Source organism: Sphingobium sp. EM0848 (assembly GCF_013375555.1).
Classification (GTDB): domain Bacteria; phylum Pseudomonadota; class Alphaproteobacteria; order Sphingomonadales; family Sphingomonadaceae; genus Sphingobium.
Map to the genome: position 1 here is coordinate 380,964 of NZ_JABXWB010000001.1, position 18,573 is coordinate 399,536.

General features: G+C 65.4%; 21 protein-coding genes and 2 pseudogenes. 18 read left to right on the plus strand and 5 right to left on the minus strand.

Translation table 11 applies throughout. The annotated features are described in order from the left end of the window. Positions 1–5: 5 nt before the first annotated feature. From HUK73_RS01855 to HUK73_RS01870, 4 genes and pseudogenes are all read left to right on the plus strand, one after another. Positions 6–221 (plus strand): annotated as a pseudogene (locus HUK73_RS01855) (phage major capsid protein); the annotation flags it as partial. 123 nt (positions 222–344) lie between these two features. Continuing rightward, positions 345–830: a phage head-tail connector protein gene (locus HUK73_RS01860; protein WP_176590376.1), complete on the plus strand. Its 486-nt coding sequence runs from the start codon at positions 345–347 to the stop codon at positions 828–830. After that, positions 827–1,030, plus strand: a complete 204-nt coding sequence (locus tag HUK73_RS01865; protein ID WP_218036408.1) for a hypothetical protein — start codon at positions 827–829, stop codon at positions 1,028–1,030. Before HUK73_RS01860 ends, HUK73_RS01865 begins: the two co-directional genes overlap by 4 nt. Then, positions 1,027–1,422, plus strand: coding sequence for a DUF3168 domain-containing protein (locus HUK73_RS01870; RefSeq protein WP_176590378.1), 396 nt, complete (start codon positions 1,027–1,029; stop codon positions 1,420–1,422). Before HUK73_RS01865 ends, HUK73_RS01870 begins: the two co-directional genes overlap by 4 nt. 3 nt (positions 1,423–1,425) lie before the next feature. Here the strand turns inward: HUK73_RS01870 and HUK73_RS01875 are convergent, their stop codons facing one another. Then, positions 1,426–1,749: a hypothetical protein gene (locus HUK73_RS01875; RefSeq protein ID WP_176590379.1), complete on the minus strand. Its 324-nt coding sequence runs from the start codon at positions 1,747–1,749 to the stop codon at positions 1,426–1,428. A gap of 58 nt (positions 1,750–1,807) precedes the next feature. Between HUK73_RS01875 and HUK73_RS01880 the strand changes: the two genes are divergently transcribed. From HUK73_RS01880 to HUK73_RS01930, 11 genes and pseudogenes are all read left to right on the plus strand, one after another. After that, positions 1,808–2,215 (plus strand): phage major tail protein, TP901-1 family, encoded by a 408-nt coding sequence (locus HUK73_RS01880; protein ID WP_176590380.1) that lies wholly within the window; start codon positions 1,808–1,810, stop codon positions 2,213–2,215. 50 nt (positions 2,216–2,265) lie between these two features. Further along, positions 2,266–2,541: a gene transfer agent family protein gene (locus HUK73_RS01885; RefSeq protein WP_176592771.1), complete on the plus strand. Its 276-nt coding sequence runs from the start codon at positions 2,266–2,268 to the stop codon at positions 2,539–2,541. Then, positions 2,538–2,732: a phage tail assembly chaperone gene (locus tag HUK73_RS01890; protein ID WP_176590381.1), complete on the plus strand. Its 195-nt coding sequence runs from the start codon at positions 2,538–2,540 to the stop codon at positions 2,730–2,732. The genes HUK73_RS01885 and HUK73_RS01890 overlap by 4 nt, the downstream gene beginning before the upstream one ends. 49 nt (positions 2,733–2,781) lie before the next feature. After that, positions 2,782–3,235: pseudogene (locus HUK73_RS01895) on the plus strand (tail tape measure protein). Then, positions 3,232–5,556, plus strand: a complete 2,325-nt coding sequence (locus tag HUK73_RS01900; protein ID WP_176590382.1) for a DUF2460 domain-containing protein — start codon at positions 3,232–3,234, stop codon at positions 5,554–5,556. Before HUK73_RS01895 ends, HUK73_RS01900 begins: the two are co-directional and overlap by 4 nt. Further along, entirely contained in the window at positions 5,553–6,371 is an 819-nt protein-coding gene (locus HUK73_RS01905; protein WP_176590383.1) for a DUF2163 domain-containing protein, read from the plus strand. Before HUK73_RS01900 ends, HUK73_RS01905 begins: the two co-directional genes overlap by 4 nt. A gap of 59 nt (positions 6,372–6,430) precedes the next feature. Further along, entirely contained in the window at positions 6,431–6,766 is a 336-nt protein-coding gene (locus HUK73_RS01910) for a peptidoglycan endopeptidase (RefSeq protein WP_176592772.1), read from the plus strand. Continuing rightward, the gene (locus HUK73_RS01915; protein WP_176590384.1) at positions 6,748–8,949 is read left to right on the plus strand and encodes a phage tail protein; all 2,202 of its coding nucleotides are present in this window, start codon (positions 6,748–6,750) and stop codon (positions 8,947–8,949) included. Before HUK73_RS01910 ends, HUK73_RS01915 begins: the two co-directional genes overlap by 19 nt. 26 nt (positions 8,950–8,975) lie before the next feature. Beyond that, complete coding sequence (locus HUK73_RS01920) at positions 8,976–9,479, plus strand: DUF2793 domain-containing protein (RefSeq protein ID WP_176590385.1); 504 nt, start codon at positions 8,976–8,978, stop codon at positions 9,477–9,479. A gap of 179 nt (positions 9,480–9,658) precedes the next feature. Beyond that, positions 9,659–10,732, plus strand: coding sequence for an OmpA family protein (locus tag HUK73_RS01925; RefSeq protein ID WP_176590386.1), 1,074 nt, complete (start codon positions 9,659–9,661; stop codon positions 10,730–10,732). A 215-nt stretch (positions 10,733–10,947) separates the two neighbouring features. After that, a complete protein-coding gene (locus HUK73_RS01930) occupies positions 10,948–11,499 on the plus strand; it encodes a superoxide dismutase family protein (protein ID WP_176590387.1) in 552 nt (183 codons plus the stop codon). A gap of 39 nt (positions 11,500–11,538) precedes the next feature. Here HUK73_RS01930 and thpR read toward each other — a convergent pair whose 3' ends face one another. Beyond that, entirely contained in the window at positions 11,539–12,084 is a 546-nt protein-coding gene (thpR, locus tag HUK73_RS01935) for an RNA 2',3'-cyclic phosphodiesterase (RefSeq protein ID WP_176590388.1), read from the minus strand. 120 nt (positions 12,085–12,204) lie between these two features. Here thpR and HUK73_RS01940 point away from each other — a divergent pair, with 120 nt between their 5' ends. Beyond that, positions 12,205–12,942 (plus strand): Bax inhibitor-1/YccA family protein, encoded by a 738-nt coding sequence (locus tag HUK73_RS01940; protein WP_176590389.1) that lies wholly within the window; start codon positions 12,205–12,207, stop codon positions 12,940–12,942. Between the two features lie 57 nt (positions 12,943–12,999). Here HUK73_RS01940 and HUK73_RS01945 read toward each other — a convergent pair whose 3' ends face one another. The 3 genes from HUK73_RS01945 to HUK73_RS01955 form a co-directional block, all read right to left on the minus strand. Then, complete coding sequence (locus HUK73_RS01945) at positions 13,000–13,629, minus strand: glutathione S-transferase family protein (protein WP_176590390.1); 630 nt, start codon at positions 13,627–13,629, stop codon at positions 13,000–13,002. 139 nt (positions 13,630–13,768) lie between these two features. Beyond that, positions 13,769–16,090 carry an ATP-dependent Clp protease ATP-binding subunit ClpA gene (clpA, locus tag HUK73_RS01950; RefSeq protein ID WP_176590391.1) on the minus strand — a complete coding sequence of 774 codons (2,322 nt, stop codon included), beginning with the start codon at positions 16,088–16,090 and terminating at the stop codon, positions 13,769–13,771. A 157-nt stretch (positions 16,091–16,247) separates the two neighbouring features. Continuing rightward, positions 16,248–16,445 (minus strand): DUF1192 domain-containing protein, encoded by a 198-nt coding sequence (locus HUK73_RS01955; RefSeq protein ID WP_176590392.1) that lies wholly within the window; start codon positions 16,443–16,445, stop codon positions 16,248–16,250. A 126-nt stretch (positions 16,446–16,571) separates the two neighbouring features. On the opposite strand from HUK73_RS01955, the gene HUK73_RS01960 reads away from it, so the two are divergent. Together HUK73_RS01960 and HUK73_RS01965 are read left to right on the plus strand one after the other, a co-directional pair. Next, positions 16,572–17,546 carry an NAD(P)H-quinone oxidoreductase gene (locus HUK73_RS01960; protein ID WP_176592773.1) on the plus strand — a complete coding sequence of 325 codons (975 nt, stop codon included), beginning with the start codon at positions 16,572–16,574 and terminating at the stop codon, positions 17,544–17,546. Between the two features lie 143 nt (positions 17,547–17,689). After that, complete coding sequence (locus tag HUK73_RS01965; protein WP_176590393.1) at positions 17,690–18,568, plus strand: UDP-2,3-diacylglucosamine diphosphatase; 879 nt, start codon at positions 17,690–17,692, stop codon at positions 18,566–18,568. Positions 18,569–18,573 lie beyond the last annotated feature (5 nt).

Here is an 18,573-nt window from a genome sequence, read left to right on the forward strand (position 1 = left end):
TCAGGGAGGCCGAGGACATGCCGGATATTTCGGCGGGATCGATGTCGATCGCCTTTGGCAATTTCCAGGCGGGCTATGTGATTTCGGAGCGGAGCGAGACGAGCATCCTGCGCGATCCGTTCAGCAACAAGCCGTTCGTGCATTTCTATGCGGTGAAGCGGATTGGCGGCGCGGTGGCGAACAGCGAGGCGATCAAGCTGATGAAGTTTTCGGCTTCGTAAGGCGTCGCCCTCATCCAACTTCGCCTAACCGGCTTTGCCGGTAAGGCTGCGTATCCTTCTCCCGTGGGGGGAAGGAATTGGGGGCGTCCGTTTGGGCGTCCCCTTTTTTGGTGGGGAGGGGCCATGTTGGCGGATCTCAAGGCCTGGTTGCGGATCGGGTCGGATGATGAGGATGGGGTGCTGGAGCGGCTTTTGGGGAGCGCTTCGGGGCTGTGCGAGCAGTTTATCGGGCAGTGGCTGGTCGTGCGCGAGGCAAGCGAGACGGTGGTGGCCGATGGGGGCTGGCAGCGGCTGATGGCGCGGCCGGTGGTGGCGATTTCGGGCGTGGAGGTTGGCGGGGTGGCTTTGGCGCCCGGCGCCTATGCGGTCGACATCGATGCCGCCGGGGAAGGCTGGGTGCGGGCGCGGCTGGTGGACGGGCCGGGCAGGGTGACGGTGCGCTATCGGGCCGGGATGGCGGTGGACGATGAGGGGCTGCCCGAGGCGATCCGGCAGGGGATCGTGCGGCTGGCCGCCGAGCATTTCGTGGCGCGGGATGGCGAAGTGGCGACGCCGCCTGCCGTGGTGAGCGCGCTGTGGCGGCCGTGGCGGCGGATGCGGCTGGCATGATGGCGCGGTTGCGGGCGCTGGTGGAGGAGCGGGTCGCGGCGCGGCGGCGGGCGATTGCCGCTGCGGTTTCGGCGGCTGGCGTCGAGGCGCGGGTCGAGGGTGAGGATGTGCGGCTGTCCGGGCGCGGGTTGATGCGGCGGTGGATGGGCGATCTGCTGTTGCGGGAAGCTGGGCCGGAAGCAGGGAGGGGGCGGCGATGAGCGCTGAGGTGGTGGTGCGCGGGGCTGTCGTCGAAGCCTTGCGAGGCGATGCGGATTTGATGGCGGGATTGAACGGGCTGTTCGATGGCGCGCCGGGGCGGGCCAGTGCGCCCTATGGCGTGGTGGGGGATTGTGTCGCTCTCGACTGGGGCGCGAAGGATGTCGAAGGGCGGGAAGTGACCGTGACGGTCAGCCTGTTCGATGCGGCGGAGAGTCCTGCGCGGCTGGCGGGGCTGCTTGGGCGGGTCGATCCGGTTTTGCGGGCGGTGGAGGTCGCGGAAGGCTGGCGGATCGTCAGCAGGCGGCTGGCCCGGTCGCGCCTGTCGCGGACAGGCGCGCGGGATGGGTGGCAGGCGCTGGTCGATTATCGGCTGCGCGTGGTGCGCGGCTGACCGTCAGGACTTCGAATAATCTTCGAATTCGCCGATGATCTTGTCCTTATATTCGCTGATCTGATCGTCGGCGTCGGACTGGGCGTCCTTGTCCGCCGTGCCGCCGGCCTTGTCGTCCGCGACGATGGCGGCGCGGAAGGCGGCTTCCTTGTCGCCGCACTGGGTCTTCAGCGAGGCCTGGAAATCACCGAGCGACATCTTCTTGTCGATGGCGGGCTGAATCTGTTTCGACAGGCATTCCGAATAGGCCTTGCGGCCCGCGCCGACGGCGTCGCCGCTCTGCGGGGCGGCGGCCAGCAACAACATGAGGGGGGCGGTAACGAGCATCTTGAGCCTCTCTCCAAATCCCGATTCTTGCACGGTTTATCTTAGAGGAGAATGCTCCATGGGCGTGGAAAAAGGAAGCGCGTTTCTATTGAAAATAGGGGATGGCGGGGCGCCGGTGGCCTACGCCACGGTCGCGGGCATGCGGACGACGCAACTGTCCGTCAATGGCGAGGCGGTGAACGTCACCAACAAGGATTCAGGCGGTTGGCGCGAATTGCTGTCGGGCGCGGGGGTGCGGTCGGTCAGCGTGTCGGCGGCGGGAATCTTCACCGGATCGGCGGCGGAACTGCGGCTGCGGGGGCATGCGTTGGCCGGCACCATAGAGGATTATGAGCTGAGCTTCGAAAGCGGTGAGAAGATGCGCGGGCGCTTCCTGGTGACGCGGCTGGACTATGCCGGGGATTATAATGGGGAGCGCAACTATGCGCTGAGCCTGGAGAGTTCCGGGCCGGTGGTGTCGCTGTGAGTGGGGTTGCGAACGGCGCACATCCTAATTGTGCAAGGGGCGAGGCGGCTCTGGAACTGGGTGGGGAGCGGTTCACGCTGCGGCCCAGTTTTGCGGCTCTGGTGGCGGCCGAGGAGGAATTGGGGCCGCTCTTTGCGCTGGTCGAGCGGGCGGCGGCGGGGAAGCTGGCGCTGGCCGAGATGGCGGGCCTGTTCTGGCATTGTCTGGTGGAGCCGCCTGCGGGGCTGACGCGGGAGGCGCTGGGCGAGGCCATAGTGGCGGCCGGGCTGGCGCGGCTGACGCCGGTGTTGCGGGGCATAATCGGGCAGATTTTGGGGGGACGATGAGTTTTTTCAAAGCGGCGGCGCGGCTGGCCGGGGTCGCGGGGTGGTTGCTGGGCTGGCGGCCGGACGAGTTCTGGCGGTCCACGCCGGCGGAGTTGGAGGCGGTGCTGCGGGCAGCGCGGGGGGAAGAGGAGCCGGAGGTCGGGATGGATCGCGGCGAGCTGGAGCGGTTGAGGGGCGTGATGCCGGATTGAGGCTGGGCCGGATTGAGGGTGGGAAAGGGCTGTTTTTCGGGAGGGCGGGATGGACGAGGAAATCGACAATCTGGTCGTGCGGGTGCGGGCGGATACGCAGGGCTTTGCGCGCGATGTGGAGGCGATGCGGGGGGAGTTGGAAGGGCCGCTTGCCAGCGGGGCGGAGCGGGCCGGGAAGCGGATCGAGCAGGGGCTGTTGCGGGCGGTCCGGGATGGGCAGTGTCGGCGGGGATGGGCTGGTGGCGCTGGCCGCGTCGGCGCTGGGGTTGCCGGGGCGGGCGACCGGCGGGCCGGTGGCGCCGGGGCGGGCCTATGTCGTGGGGGAGCGGGGGCCGGAGGTCTTTGTGCCCACCGCGAGCGGGCAGGTGGTGCCGAACGGCGGCGGCGCGCGGGATGTGCGGGTGAGCATCGCGGTGCAGGGGCAGGGCGCGGATAGTGCGCGATTGCTGGCGCGCAGTGCGCGGCAGGTGGCTCGGGCGGTCAGGGGGGCGATCGGCGGATGAGCAGTTTGGGCTATTGGCTGGCGGATGCGCGGCGGGGGCAGGAGGCGCGGTTCATGAAGCGCTTTGCGCCGACGCACTGGACCGTGAATTTCCCCCGGCCGATGATGGCGAGTGTCGTCACTACCGCGCCGGACGCCTTGCGGGTGGATGCGGTTTTCTATGGGTCGGGGGATCTGGCGGGGCTGATCTGGGAGGCGGAGGATCGGTGGAGCCATGCTTTGCTGGCCTATGAGACGGCGCGGGATTTTCGGGATTGCGTGCTGCGGTTCCGCTGGCGGAGCGGGGGGCTGAGGCGGCTGGATGAGAAGCATGGGCCGACGCTGACCATCGAGGGGCGGGATGCCGATGGAGCGCCGCGCAACTGGTATGTGCGCTTGTGGAACTATGCGAGCGGTGGAGTGGAAGATGCTCTGATCACGCTGGATTTTTCCCGGGTGAAGAGCGGCTTTTCGTTGAGCGAGGGGGAAGCGGTCTGGGCGGGGGATGTCGAGCGGATGTTCATTTCGCTCGCGCCGCCGGATTATGATGCGGGCGGCGCGGCCTTTGCCGCCGGGGTTGAGGGATGGTGTGAACTGTCCGGCATAAGCTGCGACGGAGCGGGGTCGGTGTTGCGGGTCGGGGATGTCGTGCTGCCCGAACATGGGCTGTCGATGGCGACGGGCTATGACGATTGCTTCAACCAGACGCCGGAGCGGATTGTCGCGTCCATCCATGCGCTGGGCTATCGCGGGGACATCAACCATTATGTGGGGATGAGCCATTATTTCCGGCTCGAACCGTTGGGCGGCGGCTTTTACGTCAGTTTGGCGGGCGGGGTGCTGAATGCGCCCTGCGCGGCGTGGCATGCGGATTTTGCGCGGCGGGCCGGGGCGCTGGGACTGGGGGTGATCTGGTCGCTGTCCTATGAACTGTTCGACGCGCATTGCTGGAATGACTGGAAGCAGCGGGCGGAGAATGGCGATCCGGCGCTGACGGGGTGGTCGCCGCCTTCGGCCTTGCTCTCGCCCGCGCATGAGGGGGCGATGGGTTATTTGCGACTGGTTGCCGGGGCCTTTGTTTCCATTGGGTTGACGGCTGATCTGGCCATCAGGTTTCAGGTGGGGGAGCCGTGGTGGTGGGTGATGCCGGATGGGCGCATCTGCCTGTATGACGAGGCTGCGCGGGCGGCTTTTGGCGGGGCTTTGGTTTCCGTGCCGGATGTTCGGGGGGCTTTGAACGCCGGGCAGAAGGCTTTGCTGGATCGGGCGGGGGAGGTGCTGGCGGCGTCTACGGCGGCGCTTTGCGGCTGGGTGAAGGGGGTGGCGGCGGGGGCGGTGACGCATTTGCTGGCCTATCTGCCGACCGTGCTCGATCCGGCGGCGCCGGACGCGAAGCGGGCGAACATGCCCCTGGGATGGGCTTCGCCGGCCTTCAACGTGTTGCAGCTGGAGGATTATGACTGGGTGACGGAGGGGCGGGAGCGGCGCACCGCGCGGGGCGTCGAACTGGCGGTGGAGCGGCTGGGCTATCCGGTTGCGGAACAACATTATTTTTCGGGTTTCGTGCTGCGCGGCGAGGATGCCGGGCAGTGGCGGGAGATTGCGGCGGCGGCGGACGCGGCGGTGAAGCGGGGGACGGCGTCGACCTTTATCTGGGCGCTGCCGCAGGTCGCGCGGGACGGCTTTACCTGCTTCAGACTGGATGGGGAGGATGATGTGCAGGCCTTTGATGATGTGGCTTGTCCTCTGGCGATAGGGCGGGAGGCGAGTGTCGCGCCCGCTTTCTCGACGCAGATCGTGGAGAGCGTGTCCGGGCATGAGCGGCGCAGCAGCGACTGGGCGGATGCGCGCTTGTCCTTCGATGCCGGGCCGGGGGTGCGGTCGGAGGCGGATATGGCGGCGTTGATCGCTTTCTTCCGGGCGCGGCGGGGCGCGGCGCGGGGGTTTCGGTTTAGCGATCCCTATGATGATCGCAGTTGTGGCGTGGGCGGCGTGCCGGGTGCTCTGGACCAGCATCTGGGTGTGGGTGACGGGGTGCGGGCGGAGTTTCCGTTGCAGCGTTTTTATGGCGCTGGCGAGGAGGCGCAGGCGCGGCGGATCACGCGGCCGGTGGCGGGGACGATCCGGGTCGCCGTGGATGGGGTCGAGATGGGGAGCGGCTGGAGTCACGCCGGGCTGGGGGTGATCGCCTTCGATGTGGCGCCGGTTGCGGGCGCGGTGCTGACGGCGGGCTTTCGTTTCGATGTGCCGGTGCGCTTTGCCGAGGATCGGCTGGAGATCAACCGCGCGACCTTCGCGGCGGGGGAGGCGCCGTCGGTGCCGTTGGTGGAGATCAGGGAATGAGCGGGCTGGAGGCCTTGGACAAGCCGCTGGCGACGCTGGCCTTTTGCTGGCGGATCGAGCGGCGGGATGGGGTGACGATCGGCCTCACCAGCCATGATCGCGATCTGGCGATCGGGCATGTGCTGTATCGCGCCGCGCCGGGAATGACGCCTTCGGCGGTGCGCAGCGGGATCGGCGTGGAGGGGAGCGATGCCGATGTGGAGGGCGCGCTGGTGTCCGATGCGATCGGTGAGGCCGATCTGGCGGCGGGGCGCTGGGACGGGGCTGCGCTGGAGTTGCGGTTGACCGAGTGGGAGGCGCCGGGCGCGCTGTGGATGCTGCTGGCGCGGGGAGAGATCGGGGCGGTCACGCGCAAGGCGGGGGCGTTCGCGGCGGAACTGGTGGGGGCGATGGCGGCCTTGAAAGCGCCGGTTGCGCCTTCGACTTCGCCGGATTGCCGGGCGGCGCTGGGGGACAGGCAGTGCCGGGTCGATCTGGCCGGGCGGCGGCGGGTGGTGGCTGTCGGGGCGGTGGAGGATGTTTCGGTGGCTGTGCCGGGGCTGGAGGTGGGGGCTTATGCTTTTGGCACCTTGCGCTGGCTGACCGGAGGCAATGGCGGGATCGTGCAGGGGGTGGTCGATAATGATGCGGGGTCCGTGACTTTGGTCGATCCGCCGCCTTTTGCGGTGGAGGACGGGGCCTTGGCCTTGCTGACCGAGGGATGCGACCGGCAGTTGGCGACCTGTGCCGGGCGGTTCGCCAATGCCGTCAATTTTCGCGGGGAGCCTTATCTGCCGGGGACGGATTTGCTGACGCGCTATCCGGGGGCGGCTTGAGCGGGATTGTCGCGGCGGCGCGGGCACAGCTGGGGGTGCGCTTTCGGCTGCATGGACGGATGCCGGAGCGAGGGCTGGATTGCGTCGGGCTGGCGGCGCTGGTGCTGGGGCGGGCGGCGCCGGAGGGCTATGGGCTGCGGTCCGGGGATGAGCGGCAGGCGATGGCGTGGCTGGCGGCGGCGGGGTTGCGGCGGGTTGAGGGCGGGCGCGACGGCGATCTGGCGTTGGTGCGGCCGGGCCCCTTGCAACTGCATCTGATGATCGTCGTGCCGGGCGGGCATGTTCATGCTCATGCCGGCATCGGGCGCGTGGTGGAAATGCCGGGGGAGTCGCCCTGGCCGGTGATCGGGTACTGGCGGGCAGAACAGGGGGCGATATGGCGACGATTATCTTGACTGCCCTTGGCACGGCCATTGGTGGGCCGCTGGGGGCTGCGGTGGGCGGGCTGATCGGCAATGCCTTCGATCATGCGGTGCTGTTCAAGCCCAAGGGCGTCGAAGGGCGGCGGCTGACCGACATGCAGGTGCAGACATCGACCTATGGGGCGCAGGTGCCCAGGCTGTTCGGAACCTTGCGGGTCGCGGGGACGGTGATCTGGGCGACGGACCTGAAGGAAACCAAGCACAGGAGCGGTGGGGGCAAGGGGCGGCCCAGCGTGACCACCTACAGCTATTCGGCGAGTTTCGCGGTCGCCCTGTCGGCGCGGGCGGTGCGGGCCGTGCGGCGGATTTGGGCGGATGGCAATCTGCTGCGCGGGGCGGCGGGGGACTTCAAGACGGAATTGGGGGCTTTCCGGCTGCATGGCGGGGGTGAGGATCAGGCGGTCGATCCGCTGATCGCGGCGGCGGAGGGGCTGGCGCTGACGCCGGCGCATCGGGGCATGGCCTATGCGGTGTTCGAGGATCTGGCGCTGGCCGATTATGGCAATCGCATTCCTTCGCTGACCTTCGAGGTCGAGGCGGATGAGGGGGCGGTGGCATTGGGGGAACTGGCGGCGGAGTTGAGCGGAGGGCTGCTGGCTGGCGAAGGGCTGGCCATGGTCGATGGTCTGGCGGCGGGCGGCGCGGATGTGGGTGACGCGCTGGCGCCGCTGGCGGAGGCGTTCGATCTGGCCTTTGTGGCGGAGGATGCGGGGTTACGCTGGGTCGCGCCTGCGGTGGCGGGTGGGGCGGAGATCGGGGCGGGCGCGCTTTGCCGGTCGGTCAACGGGCGGGCGCTGGATGCCGTGGAGCGATCGGGTGGTGCGGCCGATGCCGTGCCGGTGGCTCTGGCGGTCCGCTATTATGATGCGGCGCGGGACTATCAGGCGGGCGTGCAGCGGGTCGGCAGGCCGGGACCGGGACGGGTGGAGCAGGGGCTGGAACTGCCGGTCGTGCTGTCGGGGGACGATGCGCGGGGGCTGGCGGCGCGGAAGATGGGACGGATCTGGACCGGGCGTTCGGCCATGACCTTGCGCTGTGGCTGGGAGGCGCTGCGTCATGCGCCGGGCGATGTCGTGACGGTGGAAAGTGTGCCGGGCCTGTGGCGGATCGAGGAGCGCGAGTGGGAGGCGATGGCCGTGCGGCTGAGCCTGCGGCGTGTGCCGGGCGCTGGTGGGACGGTTCCGGCGGGCGCCTCTTCGGGCAGCATCGTGCGGCAGGTGGATCGGCCGCATGGGCCGACGGTGCTGATGCTGGCGGACCTGCCGCCGATCAGGGAGGGCGCGGCGGCGGCGCCGGTCATCGTGGCGGCGGCGAGCGGCGGGGAGGGCTGGCGCGGTGCGGCGCTGTTCATCATGGGCGCGACCGGGGAGGCGCTGCCCGCCGGGCGGACGGCGCCAAGGGCGGTGATGGGGCGGGTCGACACGCTGCTGCCCAGTGGGAGCGTGACGCTGATCGATGCTGTCCATGCCTTTGAAGTGACGTTGCTGGCCGGGGACATGATGCTGGGCGGGGCGGATGAGGCGGCTTTGGTGCAGGGGCGCAACCTTTGTCTGGTTGGGCGGGAAGTGATCCAGTTCGCGGAGGCCGAGCAGATCGGTGAGGCCAGTTTCCGGTTGAGGGGGCTGCGGCGGGGGCTGTTCGGGACGGAGTGGGCGATGGCCTCCCATGCGGTGGGTGAGGATTTCCTGTTGCTGGAAGAGGATCGGCTGGCCGAACCGATCGCGGTGCAGGGCGGCGCGGCGGAGATCGGTGGAAGCGTCCGGGTCGCGGCGATCGGCGTTGGGGATGTCGAGCCGGTCGAGGCGGCACTGACGGTCAGAGGCGAGGCGGTGACGCCGCCTGCGCCGGTGCATGTGCGGGCCGAAGCTGATGGCGCGGGAGGCTGGAGCATCGGATGGACGCGGCGGAGCCGGACGGGTTGGCGCTGGGTGAGTGGGGCCGATGTGCCGCTGGGTGAGGATCGGGAGAGCTACGAGTTGCGGGTGCTGGCCGGGGACGAGGTGGTGCGGCGGGTCGTCGTGGAACAGCCTGGCTGGACCTATGATGCGGCGATGCGGGAGGCGGACTGGGATGGCGTGGGCGCGTTGGCCGTCGAGATCCGGCAGATCGGGTCGCAGGCGATGGGCCGTCCGGCGCGGATCGTTCTGGCGGGCTGAGCGGATTTTATAAAAGGGGCAATCATATGATGATGGACGCGACTTTTCGTTGGGCGCTGCCGCAGCTTTTCGCCGGGCAGGCGCAGAAGGAACTGTTTCATAACGAGGCGCTGACGCGGATCGACATGCTGTTGCATGGCGCCGTGGCCAGCGCGGACGAAAGCGCGCCGCCGGAGGTGCCGGCGATGGGGGATTGCTGGATCGTGGCGGCGGAGGCCGAGGGCGATTGGGCCGGACGGGAGGGGGCGGTGGCGTGCTGGACCGAAGGCGGCTGGCGCTTTGTCGTGCCGCGGGCGGGGCTTTCGCTATGGGTCGCGGATCGCGATCATGTCATGGCATATGACGGCGCGGTCTGGCGCGACGCGGCGGTGCGGCAGGAAGGGCTTTACTTCGGCGGGAGCAGGGTGGTAGGCGCACGGGGTACGGGGATCAGCGATCCGTCGGGCGGCGTGACCGTCGATGCCGAGGCGCGCTCTGCAATCGGCGCCATACTCAATGCGATGCGGACGCATGGCCTGATTGATCCATGACTTGGGATGTAGCGGCCTTTTACCAGATGGGCTGTTCGAATTAGCCTGAGGCGGGTAGCGAACAGGGTTAACTGCGCCATTTATGCAACAGTTTTGGCAAATGTGGACTTGCCATGAAACTTTCTAGCCGATAGATGGTTCCAGCAGTCCTTCGTGACACTTTTGAAAGGGGAATTCAGATGCGGAAGCTTGCCCTCGCGGCTGTGCTTGCGACCAGCGCCCTGGCCACCCCGGCCTTGGCGCGTGACAATAGCTGGTATGTCGGCATCGACTCCGGCGTTGTCCTCGTCGAAGATCAGAATGCCACCGTCAATGGCGTGGCAACCACCGGTTCCGTCGACTACCATAAGGGTTGGGACGGCGACGCCAACATTGGTTATGACTTCGGCGGTTTCCGTCTGGAAGCCGAAGCAGCTTATAAGCGCGCCAAGGTGGATCTGGACAAAACCGGCTTCGGTGGTTCGGCTTCGGCTCTGTCGTTCATGCTGAACGGCCTGCTGGACTTCGGTCCCGATGATGGCCTTCAGGGCTTCGTCGGCGGCGGTGTCGGCGTTTCGCGTGGCAAGCTGGCCAACGACATCGTCAACGATTCCGACACCGGCTTCGCCTGGCAGGCGATTGCTGGCGTTCGCTATCCGCTGACCAGCCATGTCGACGTATCGTTGAAGTATCGCTTCTTCAACCAGGACAACATCAAGGTCATCGCGGCCTATCCTGACCTGCGTTATGGCACCGGCGTCCGCGCTGGCGACACCATCGAGACCAAGCTGCGCACGCACAGCCTGCTGCTGGGTCTGACCTACAACTTCGGTGGCGAACCGGCTGCTCCGCCGCCCCCGCCGCCTCCGCCGCCTCCGCCGCCCCCGCCGCCCCCGCCGCCTCCGCCGCCGCCGGTCGCTGAGTGCAGCCCTGGGCCGTACATTGTCTTCTTCGAATGGAACAAGTCGGACATCACGCCTGACGCGGCCACCATTCTGGACAACGCGGTTTCGGCCTACAGCAACTGCGGTAGCGCTCAGGTCATGCTGGCGGGCTATGCGGACCGTTCGGGTTCGGCCTCCTACAACGTTGGCCTGTCCCAGCGTCGTGCTGACTCGGTCAAGGCCTATATGGCTTCGAAGGGCATCGCCGATGGCGTGATGACGACCCAGGCGTTCGGTGAAGCGAACCCCCGCGTCGAAACCGCCGACGGCGTCCGCGAACTGCAGAACCGTCGCGTGGAAATCACCTACGGTCCGGGTTCGGGTCACTGATAGGAATTTCCGTCCTTCGGGATGGAAAAGGATTGAGGGGCTGGTCGAGAGACCGGCCCCTTTTTCTTTGCCGGCTTGGGGAGCGAGGGAGCAAGCGGTGATGTGCTGCTCTTGTGTCGCAGGATTGGAAAATGGGTGACAATTCAGATCGCTTGGGCAACAAAAGATGAACTGCGGCGTTCGCCAATCAGCTTAGTTGTGGGAGTTCCATTCAGATGAAAAATCTCGCTTTCGCCCTGGCTCTGCCATTGGTTGTCCTTGCTTCGGCTTGCGCCACTTCCTCTGCCTCGTCGGCGGAGCCTGCCTCCGGCGCCGCGCCGATGGCGCATGCGAAATTGCTTGCAGGCGACGGGTCGCCGCGCGGTACGGCCATGGTGACTCAGGCTGCCGATGGGTTACATGTCGTGGTTAAGGCGCAGGGCCTGACTCCGGGCATGCATGCGGTCCATATTCACACCACGGGCATGTGCACGGGACCGGACTTCACCAGCGCGGGCGGGCATTGGAACCCGACAGGTCACAAGCATGGCAAGGATAATCCGCAGGGCATGCATATGGGCGATATGCCGAATATGATCGCGGGCGCCGATGGTGCGGGCGAACTGGAATATGTCATTCCCGGCGGCGCCATCAGCGGGGGCGCTACGCCCCTGCTGGACAGCGATGGCGCAGCGGTCGTCATCCATGCGCAGGCGGACGATTACAAGACCGATCCGGCGGGCAATGCCGGCGGGCGGGTCGCTTGCGGCATATTGTCGGCGGGGTAGGCTTTGGACGGCGCGGCGGGGCGTCGCGCCAGCCTTTTGCTACGGAATGGGGGCGTCGGCTCGATAGCGTTCGATCATATGATAGGTTGAGCCTGCCTGGCTAAGATGGCTTTCGAACAAGGCGAAGTCTTCGACCGTGAAGGATGGGCTGGCGAGGCCTGCGTGGCGGGCCATGAACGCGTCCATGGAGCCGACGGCCCGACCGAAGCGGGCGAGTGTGACATGCGGGAAATAGCTGCGGTCGTCCGGGGAGAGGCCGGCCTGGATGCACGCGCGGTCGGCCTTCCGATGGAGTTGGGCAAGGGGATCGCGCGGCTGTACGCCCGCCCAAAGAGTGTGGACGTGGCCCTTGCGATCGAAGCAGCCGACGCCGGAGAGGGCAATTTCAAAGGGTGAAAATCGCACCTTGCCAAGCGCATCGGCCAAGTCATTGGCTTGGTGGCGATCGACTTCGCCGACAAAGCGCAAGGTGAGATGCAGTTGATCGTCACTCTGCCAGCGCGCGCCCATGATGCCGTGCATCAGGGTGAGCAATCCGGCGCGGACCTCGGCGGGGGGACGGATGGCGATGAAAAGGCGATGCATGATCTTTCTATAGCTGTTCTGCCGCGATAAGTCAGGTTGCGCTACCGGCTTGAATTGGCGACCGGATGAGCCGATAATAGGGAAACCGGCCGCGAAGATGCCGGTGAAGGAGATTATCCCATGGCCAATTGGTCCGATCCGCGTTCCGACATTGCGGGTTTTGGCGGCACGACCGTTGCGCGCGGCGAGGCGTTCGATGCTGGCCTGCGCAGCTATATGCTGTCGGTTTATAATTATATGGCGAGCGGCGTGCTGCTGACCGGCGTGGTCGCCATGCTGTTCGCGTCGAGCGGCCTTGCCTATCAGATATTGGCCGGACCCGGCATTCTGAAATATGTCATCATGTTCGCGCCGCTGCTGTTCGTGATGGTCATGAGCTTTGGGATGAACCGGCTGTCGACCGTCGCGATGCAGGCGATGTTCTGGGGCTATGCGGCGGTGATGGGCCTGTCGCTTTCGTCCATCCTGCTCGTTTATACCGGCACGTCGGTAGCGCAGACCTTCTTCGCGACGGCGGCGGCTTTTGCAGGTTTGAGCCTGTGGGGGTACACGACGAAGCGTGATCTTTCGGCTTTCGGCACCTTCCTGATCATGGGTGTGGTCGGGTTGCTGGTCGCCAGCCTCATCAACCTGTTTTTCAAGTCCAGCGCGATGAACATGGTCATCAGCTTCATCGGTGTGCTGCTGTTCGCGGGTCTGACTGCCTATGACACGCAGAAGATCAAGAGTATCTATGCCTATGTCGCGGGCACGGACATGATGGGCAAGTCGGTGGTGATGGGGGCGCTGAACCTCTATCTCGACTTCATCAACATGTTCCTGTTCCTGCTGCGCTTCATGGGCAACCAGCGCAACTGAGGCTGGTGCACCAGGATAGCGGAAGGCCCGGCGGAGTGGTTCGCTGGGCCTTTTGCTTTATGCAGGCTTCTGCATCTGGGCGATCAGGGCGTTATCCAGTTCCTTCTGCCGCCGATAGGCGGGACGTTCACGCAGGCGGGCGGCATAGGTTTCGAAGCTGGGTCGGGTTGGGATGGTGCCGAAGCTCAGGCCCCAGTCGATCTGGGAGCCGACATAGACGTCGGCGGCGGTGAACTGGTCGCCGCAAATCCATGCAGGACTGGAAACGGCGTGTTCAAGGGCATCGATCATATGGTCGAACGTGCCATAGCCCGCCATGCGTTCGCGGCCTTCAGGGACAGTGAAACCAAGCGCCTTGTTGGTCACGGCGGCCTCGACCGGGCCGGCGGCGAAGAAGAGCCAGCGATAATAGTCGGCGCGCTTGTCGGTGGCGGGGGCGAGGCCGGCGGCGGGGAAGGCGTCGGCGAGATAGGCGCAGATGGCGGCGCATTCGGTCACCACCTTGCCTGCATGGACGATGGCGGGAACCTTGCCCATCGGGTTGATCGCCAGATAGTCGGGCGACTTCATGCCGCTCTCATAGTCCAGCACGATCATCTCATAGGGCTGGCCGACTTCTTCCAGCATCCAGCGGGCGATTTGGCCGCGCGACATGGGGTTGGTGTAGAAGGTGATAGCATTGGACATTGAGACTCTCCCATCCTGACTGACCGGATGAGTGTACCAGTCCCTGCGCCGACCCGAGAGGGGGCTTGGCCAATTCCATCATGAAAATGGGGCGACCCAAATGGGCCGTCCCTATTTTTCCGTTATTCGACAGGTGCGATTATTTCGCTGATTCCGCAGGCTTCGCCTTGCCACCCTTTTTGCCCTTTTTGGGGGCGGCGGGGGTGATTTCGAAGGCGAGGGCGTCGTCTTTCAGCCGGACATGGACCTCACCGCCGTGGACGAGCTTGCCGAACAGCAGTTCCTCGGCCAGCGGCTGCTTGATCTTCTCCTGCATCAGACGGCCCATCGGGCGGGCGCCGTAGAGCTTGTCATAGCCGCGCTTGGTGAGCCATGCCTTCGCCTCGTCGTCCAGGGTGATGTGGACGTCGCGGTCCGCCAACTGCAATTCCAGCTGAAGGATGAACTTGTCGACGACGCGGGCCACGATTTCCGGCGGCAGATAGCCGAAGGGCACGACGGCATCCAGACGGTTGCGGAATTCGGGGGTGAAGAGCTTCTTCACCGCGTCTTCCTGAACATCCTCGCGGGTCAGTTCACCGAAGCCGATGCTTTCCTTCGCCATGTCCGACGCACCGGCATTGGTGGTCATGATGAGGATGGTGTTGCGGAAATCCACCGTCTTGCCGTGGTGATCGGTCAGGCGGCCATTGTCCATCACCTGGAGCAGGATGTTGAACAGGTCGGGATGCGCCTTCTCGATCTCGTCCAGCAGCAGGACGCTGTGCGGATTCTGGTCGACCGCATCAGTCAGCAGGCCGCCCTGATCATAGCCGACATAGCCCGGAGGGGCGCCGATCAGGCGGCTGACCGAGTGCCGTTCCATATATTCCGACATGTCGAAACGCTGGAGCGGGATGCCGAGCAGATGGGCCAGCTGACGCGCGACCTCCGTCTTGCCGACGCCGGTGGGGCCGGAGAAGAGATAGTTGCCGATCGGCTTGTCGGGATCGCGCAGGCCCGCCCGCGACAGCTTGATCGCGGAGGACAGGACTTCGATGGCCCGGTTCTGGCCGAAGACGACGCGCTTGAGATCCGTATCGAGGGTTTCGAGCACCGACTTGTCGTCCGCCGACACCGTCTTGGGAGGGATGCGCGCCATGGTCGCGATGACCTGCTCGATCTCCTTCGGCGTGATCGTCTTCTTGCGCTTGCTGGGCACGACCAGCATCTGCATCGCGCCGACCTCATCGATCACGTCGATCGCCTTGTCGGGCAGCTTGCGGTCGTTGATGTAGCGCGCCGACAGCTCCACCGCCGCCTTGATCGCGTCGGGGGTGTATTTGACGTTGTGATGCTCCTCAAAGGCGCTGCGCAGCCCGGCGAGAATCTTGATCGTGTCCTCGACCGAAGGTTCGTTGACGTCGATCTTCTGGAACCGGCGCAGCAGGGCGCGGTCCTTCTCGAAATGGTTGCGGAACTCCTTGTAGGTGGTCGAGCCGATGCAGCGGATCGTGCCGCCCGACAGAGCGGGCTTCAACAGGTTGGACGCATCCATCGCGCCGCCGCTGGTCGCGCCAGCGCCGATCACCGTGTGGATCTCGTCGATGAAGAGGACCGCATGCGGCATCTTTTCCAGTTCGGTGACGACCGCCTTCAGGCGCTCCTCGAAATCGCCGCGATAGCGGGTCCCGGCGAGCAGCGCGCCCATGTCGAGCGAGTAGATCACCGCTTCCTTGAGGACATCGGGAACTTCGCCCTCGACGATCTTGCGCGCCAGGCCTTCCGCGATGGCGGTTTTGCCCACGCCCGGATCGCCCACATAGAGCGGGTTGTTCTTCGACCGGCGGCAGAGGATCTGGATCGTCCGGTCGACTTCGGCCGCGCGGCCGATCAGCGGGTCAACCTTGCCCCGCGCTGCCTTCTCATTGAGGTTGACGGTGAACTGCTCCAAGGCACTGTCCTTCTTGCCCTTGCTGTCCTGCGCCTTCTTTTCCTCTTCGGCAGCGCCCTTCGTTTCGCGCTGCTGTTCAGGAGCGGCCGTGCCCTTGCCGACGCCGTGGCTGATATAGCTGACGGCATCCAGGCGGCTCATGTCCTGTTGCTGGAGGAAGTAGACGGCATAGCTTTCCCGCTCGGAGAAAAGCGCGACGAGCACATTGGCTCCCGTCACTTCATCCTTGCCGGAAGACTGGACGTGCAGGATGGCGCGCTGGACCACGCGCTGGAAACCGCTGGTGGGGGAGGGGTCGCTGGCCCCTTCCACCTTCAGGCTGTCCAGTTCCGTGTCGAGATATTGCGTCACCGCATCGGAAAGCTCGCCAAGTTCCACACCGCAGGCCTGCATCACCTTCGACGCATGTTCATCGTCGATCAGCGCGAGCAGCAAATGCTCCAGCGTCGCATATTCGTGACGACGCTCCGAAGCGTGGGTCAGCGCATTATGCAGGGTGGTTTCAAGGGCGGGTGCGAAAGATGGCATGTCTTTTATACTCCTGACCCCAAAAGAGGGGCTGTCTTGAACCATATGTCGGCATTGCTCCACGACGGATCAAGATGGACATCCTGACCGCTGGAATTGCCAGACTGCCCATACCCGGTGAAGCCTTCAGCAAGGCCGCAGAGGGTGGGGCGCGGGTTCATCGCTTGAATAACGCCTCGGCACTTGCTTTGTGGTTAACGGCGCTTTCAATCTTTGATCGGGTTCGGGCGATTTCACCCTCCAGCGCGAGGATACGCGCTTCCAGATCGGCCACGGAAAGTGGACCCAAATCCTGTCGAAGCAGTTGGGCCAGCGGATCATCAGCCTTTCTTGGCAGATTGTCATCCATGTCCATGAATCGTAATGTTGACCCTGAGGATCAGTCTGTCAATAAGGCCTTCATTCCGCCCGTCGATTTAGGTGCGGTGCAACATTGACGGCGGGGGCGCCAGTGACGGTTGAAAACGCAATTCCGGGCGAAATGATGGCCATCGGCATAGCGGCGCCGGGTGGGCCGGAGGCTTTGGTGCCGGAACGGCGGCCGGTTCCGGTGCCGGGTCCCGACGAAGTGCTGATCAAGGTGGCGGCCGCGGGCGTGAATCGCCCGGACGTGATGCAGCGGCAGGGGAAATATCCGCCGCCGCCGGGTGCGCCGGATATTCCGGGGCTGGAGGTTTCCGGAACCATCGTTGCCGCCGGCGGGAGCGCCGAACTGCTCGTCGGGCAGCGCGTGTGTGCGCTGCTGCCGGGCGGGGGCTATGCCGAATATGTGGTGGCGCCTGCGGGCCAATGCCTGCCCGTGCCGGACGATTATGATCTGGTGGAGGCGGCGGCGCTGCCCGAAACGCTGTTCACCGTATGGAGCAACCTGTTCGAGCGGGCCTATGTGGTGGAGGGAGATACGGTGCTGGTGCATGGCGGCACCAGCGGTATCGGCACCATGGCGATTTCGCTCTGCAAGCTGTTCGATATCACGACCATCGTCACCTGCGGCAGTGACGAGAAATGTGAGCAGGCCAAGGTCTGGGGTGCGGATCATGCGATCAATTACCGCACTCAGGATTTCGTCGAGGAAGTGAAGCGCATCACCGGCGGACAGGGTGTGCAGGCGGTTCTGGATATGGTCGGCGGCGATTATGTCCCGCGCAACATCCAGTGCATGGCCGAAGACGGCCGCCATGTGTCGATCGCGGTGATGAGCGGGCCGAAGACGAGCGTCTTTCTGCCCACGATCATGAGCAAGCGGCTGACGCTCACCGGGTCGACGCTGCGGCCACGCTCCGTCGCGTTCAAGAGTCTGGTGGCGGACGAATTGATGCGGGTCGTCTGGACCTTCGTCGAGCAGGGCAAGCTGCGGCCTGCCATGGATAGCCGCTTTCCGCTGGCCGATGCGGCCAAGGCGCATGCGCGCATGGATGCCGGCGACCATTTCGGAAAGATCGTGCTGACGGTTTGAGGGGCAGCGGCTCCATCGATTCCGTGCTGTCGGCCGCTCGGGAATCCCCTGAAATCGTAGTATTTCCGTCATATTCGGTGCGGAGTTGTAACATAGCGGCGCTATGGATTCGCTCCTGAGGGAAACAGCTCAGGGGTCGCATCATGAACGCCATCACACGCCTGCCATTTCTGGCAGACGTTGGTTTGTCGGAGGGGGATGACGCCGCCGACGACAAGTTCACCATCCCCGAACGGGAAGGGCAGCGTCGCCGCTATCGCACGATCTGGATTTCGGACATCCATCTCGGCACGCGCGGCTGCAATGCGAAGATGCTGATCGACTTTCTCGACAGCGTCGACAGCGACACCATGTATCTGGTGGGCGACATCATCGACGGCTGGCGGCTCAAGAAGCGCTTCTACTGGCCCGCCGCGCACAATGATGTCGTGTGGCGCGTGATGAAGCGCGCCAAGCGCGGCACCCGCGTCGTCTATATTCCCGGCAATCATGACGAGATGTTCCGTCAGTTCACGGGCCTCAGCTTCGGCGGCGTGGAGATCCGGCGCAAGGCCATTCACGAAACCGCCGATGGCCGCAAGCTGCTGGTGCTGCATGGCGACGAGTTCGACACGATCATGCTCGCGCATCGCTGGCTCGCCTTCATCGGCGACGCGGCCTACACCATGCTGATGCGCGTCAATATCGTGGTGAACGCGGTGCGTCAGCGCATGGGGCTGCCCTATTGGTCGCTCAGCAAGATGGCCAAGCACAAGGTCAAGAATGCGGTCGAATTTATCTCCCGCTTCGAGGAAGTGGTGGCGCATGAAGCCGGATCGCGCGGCGTCGACGGCGTGGTCTGCGGTCATATCCACAATGCCGAGATTCGCGAGATAGCGGGCGTCGAATATTATAATGACGGCGACTGGGTCGAAGGCTGCACCGCGCTGGTCGAGCATTTCGACGGCCGGATGGAAGTGCTGCACTGGGCCGAGGAGATCGCCAAGCGCACCGCCGATGAACCCGCACGGATCGCGGCATAGGAGTG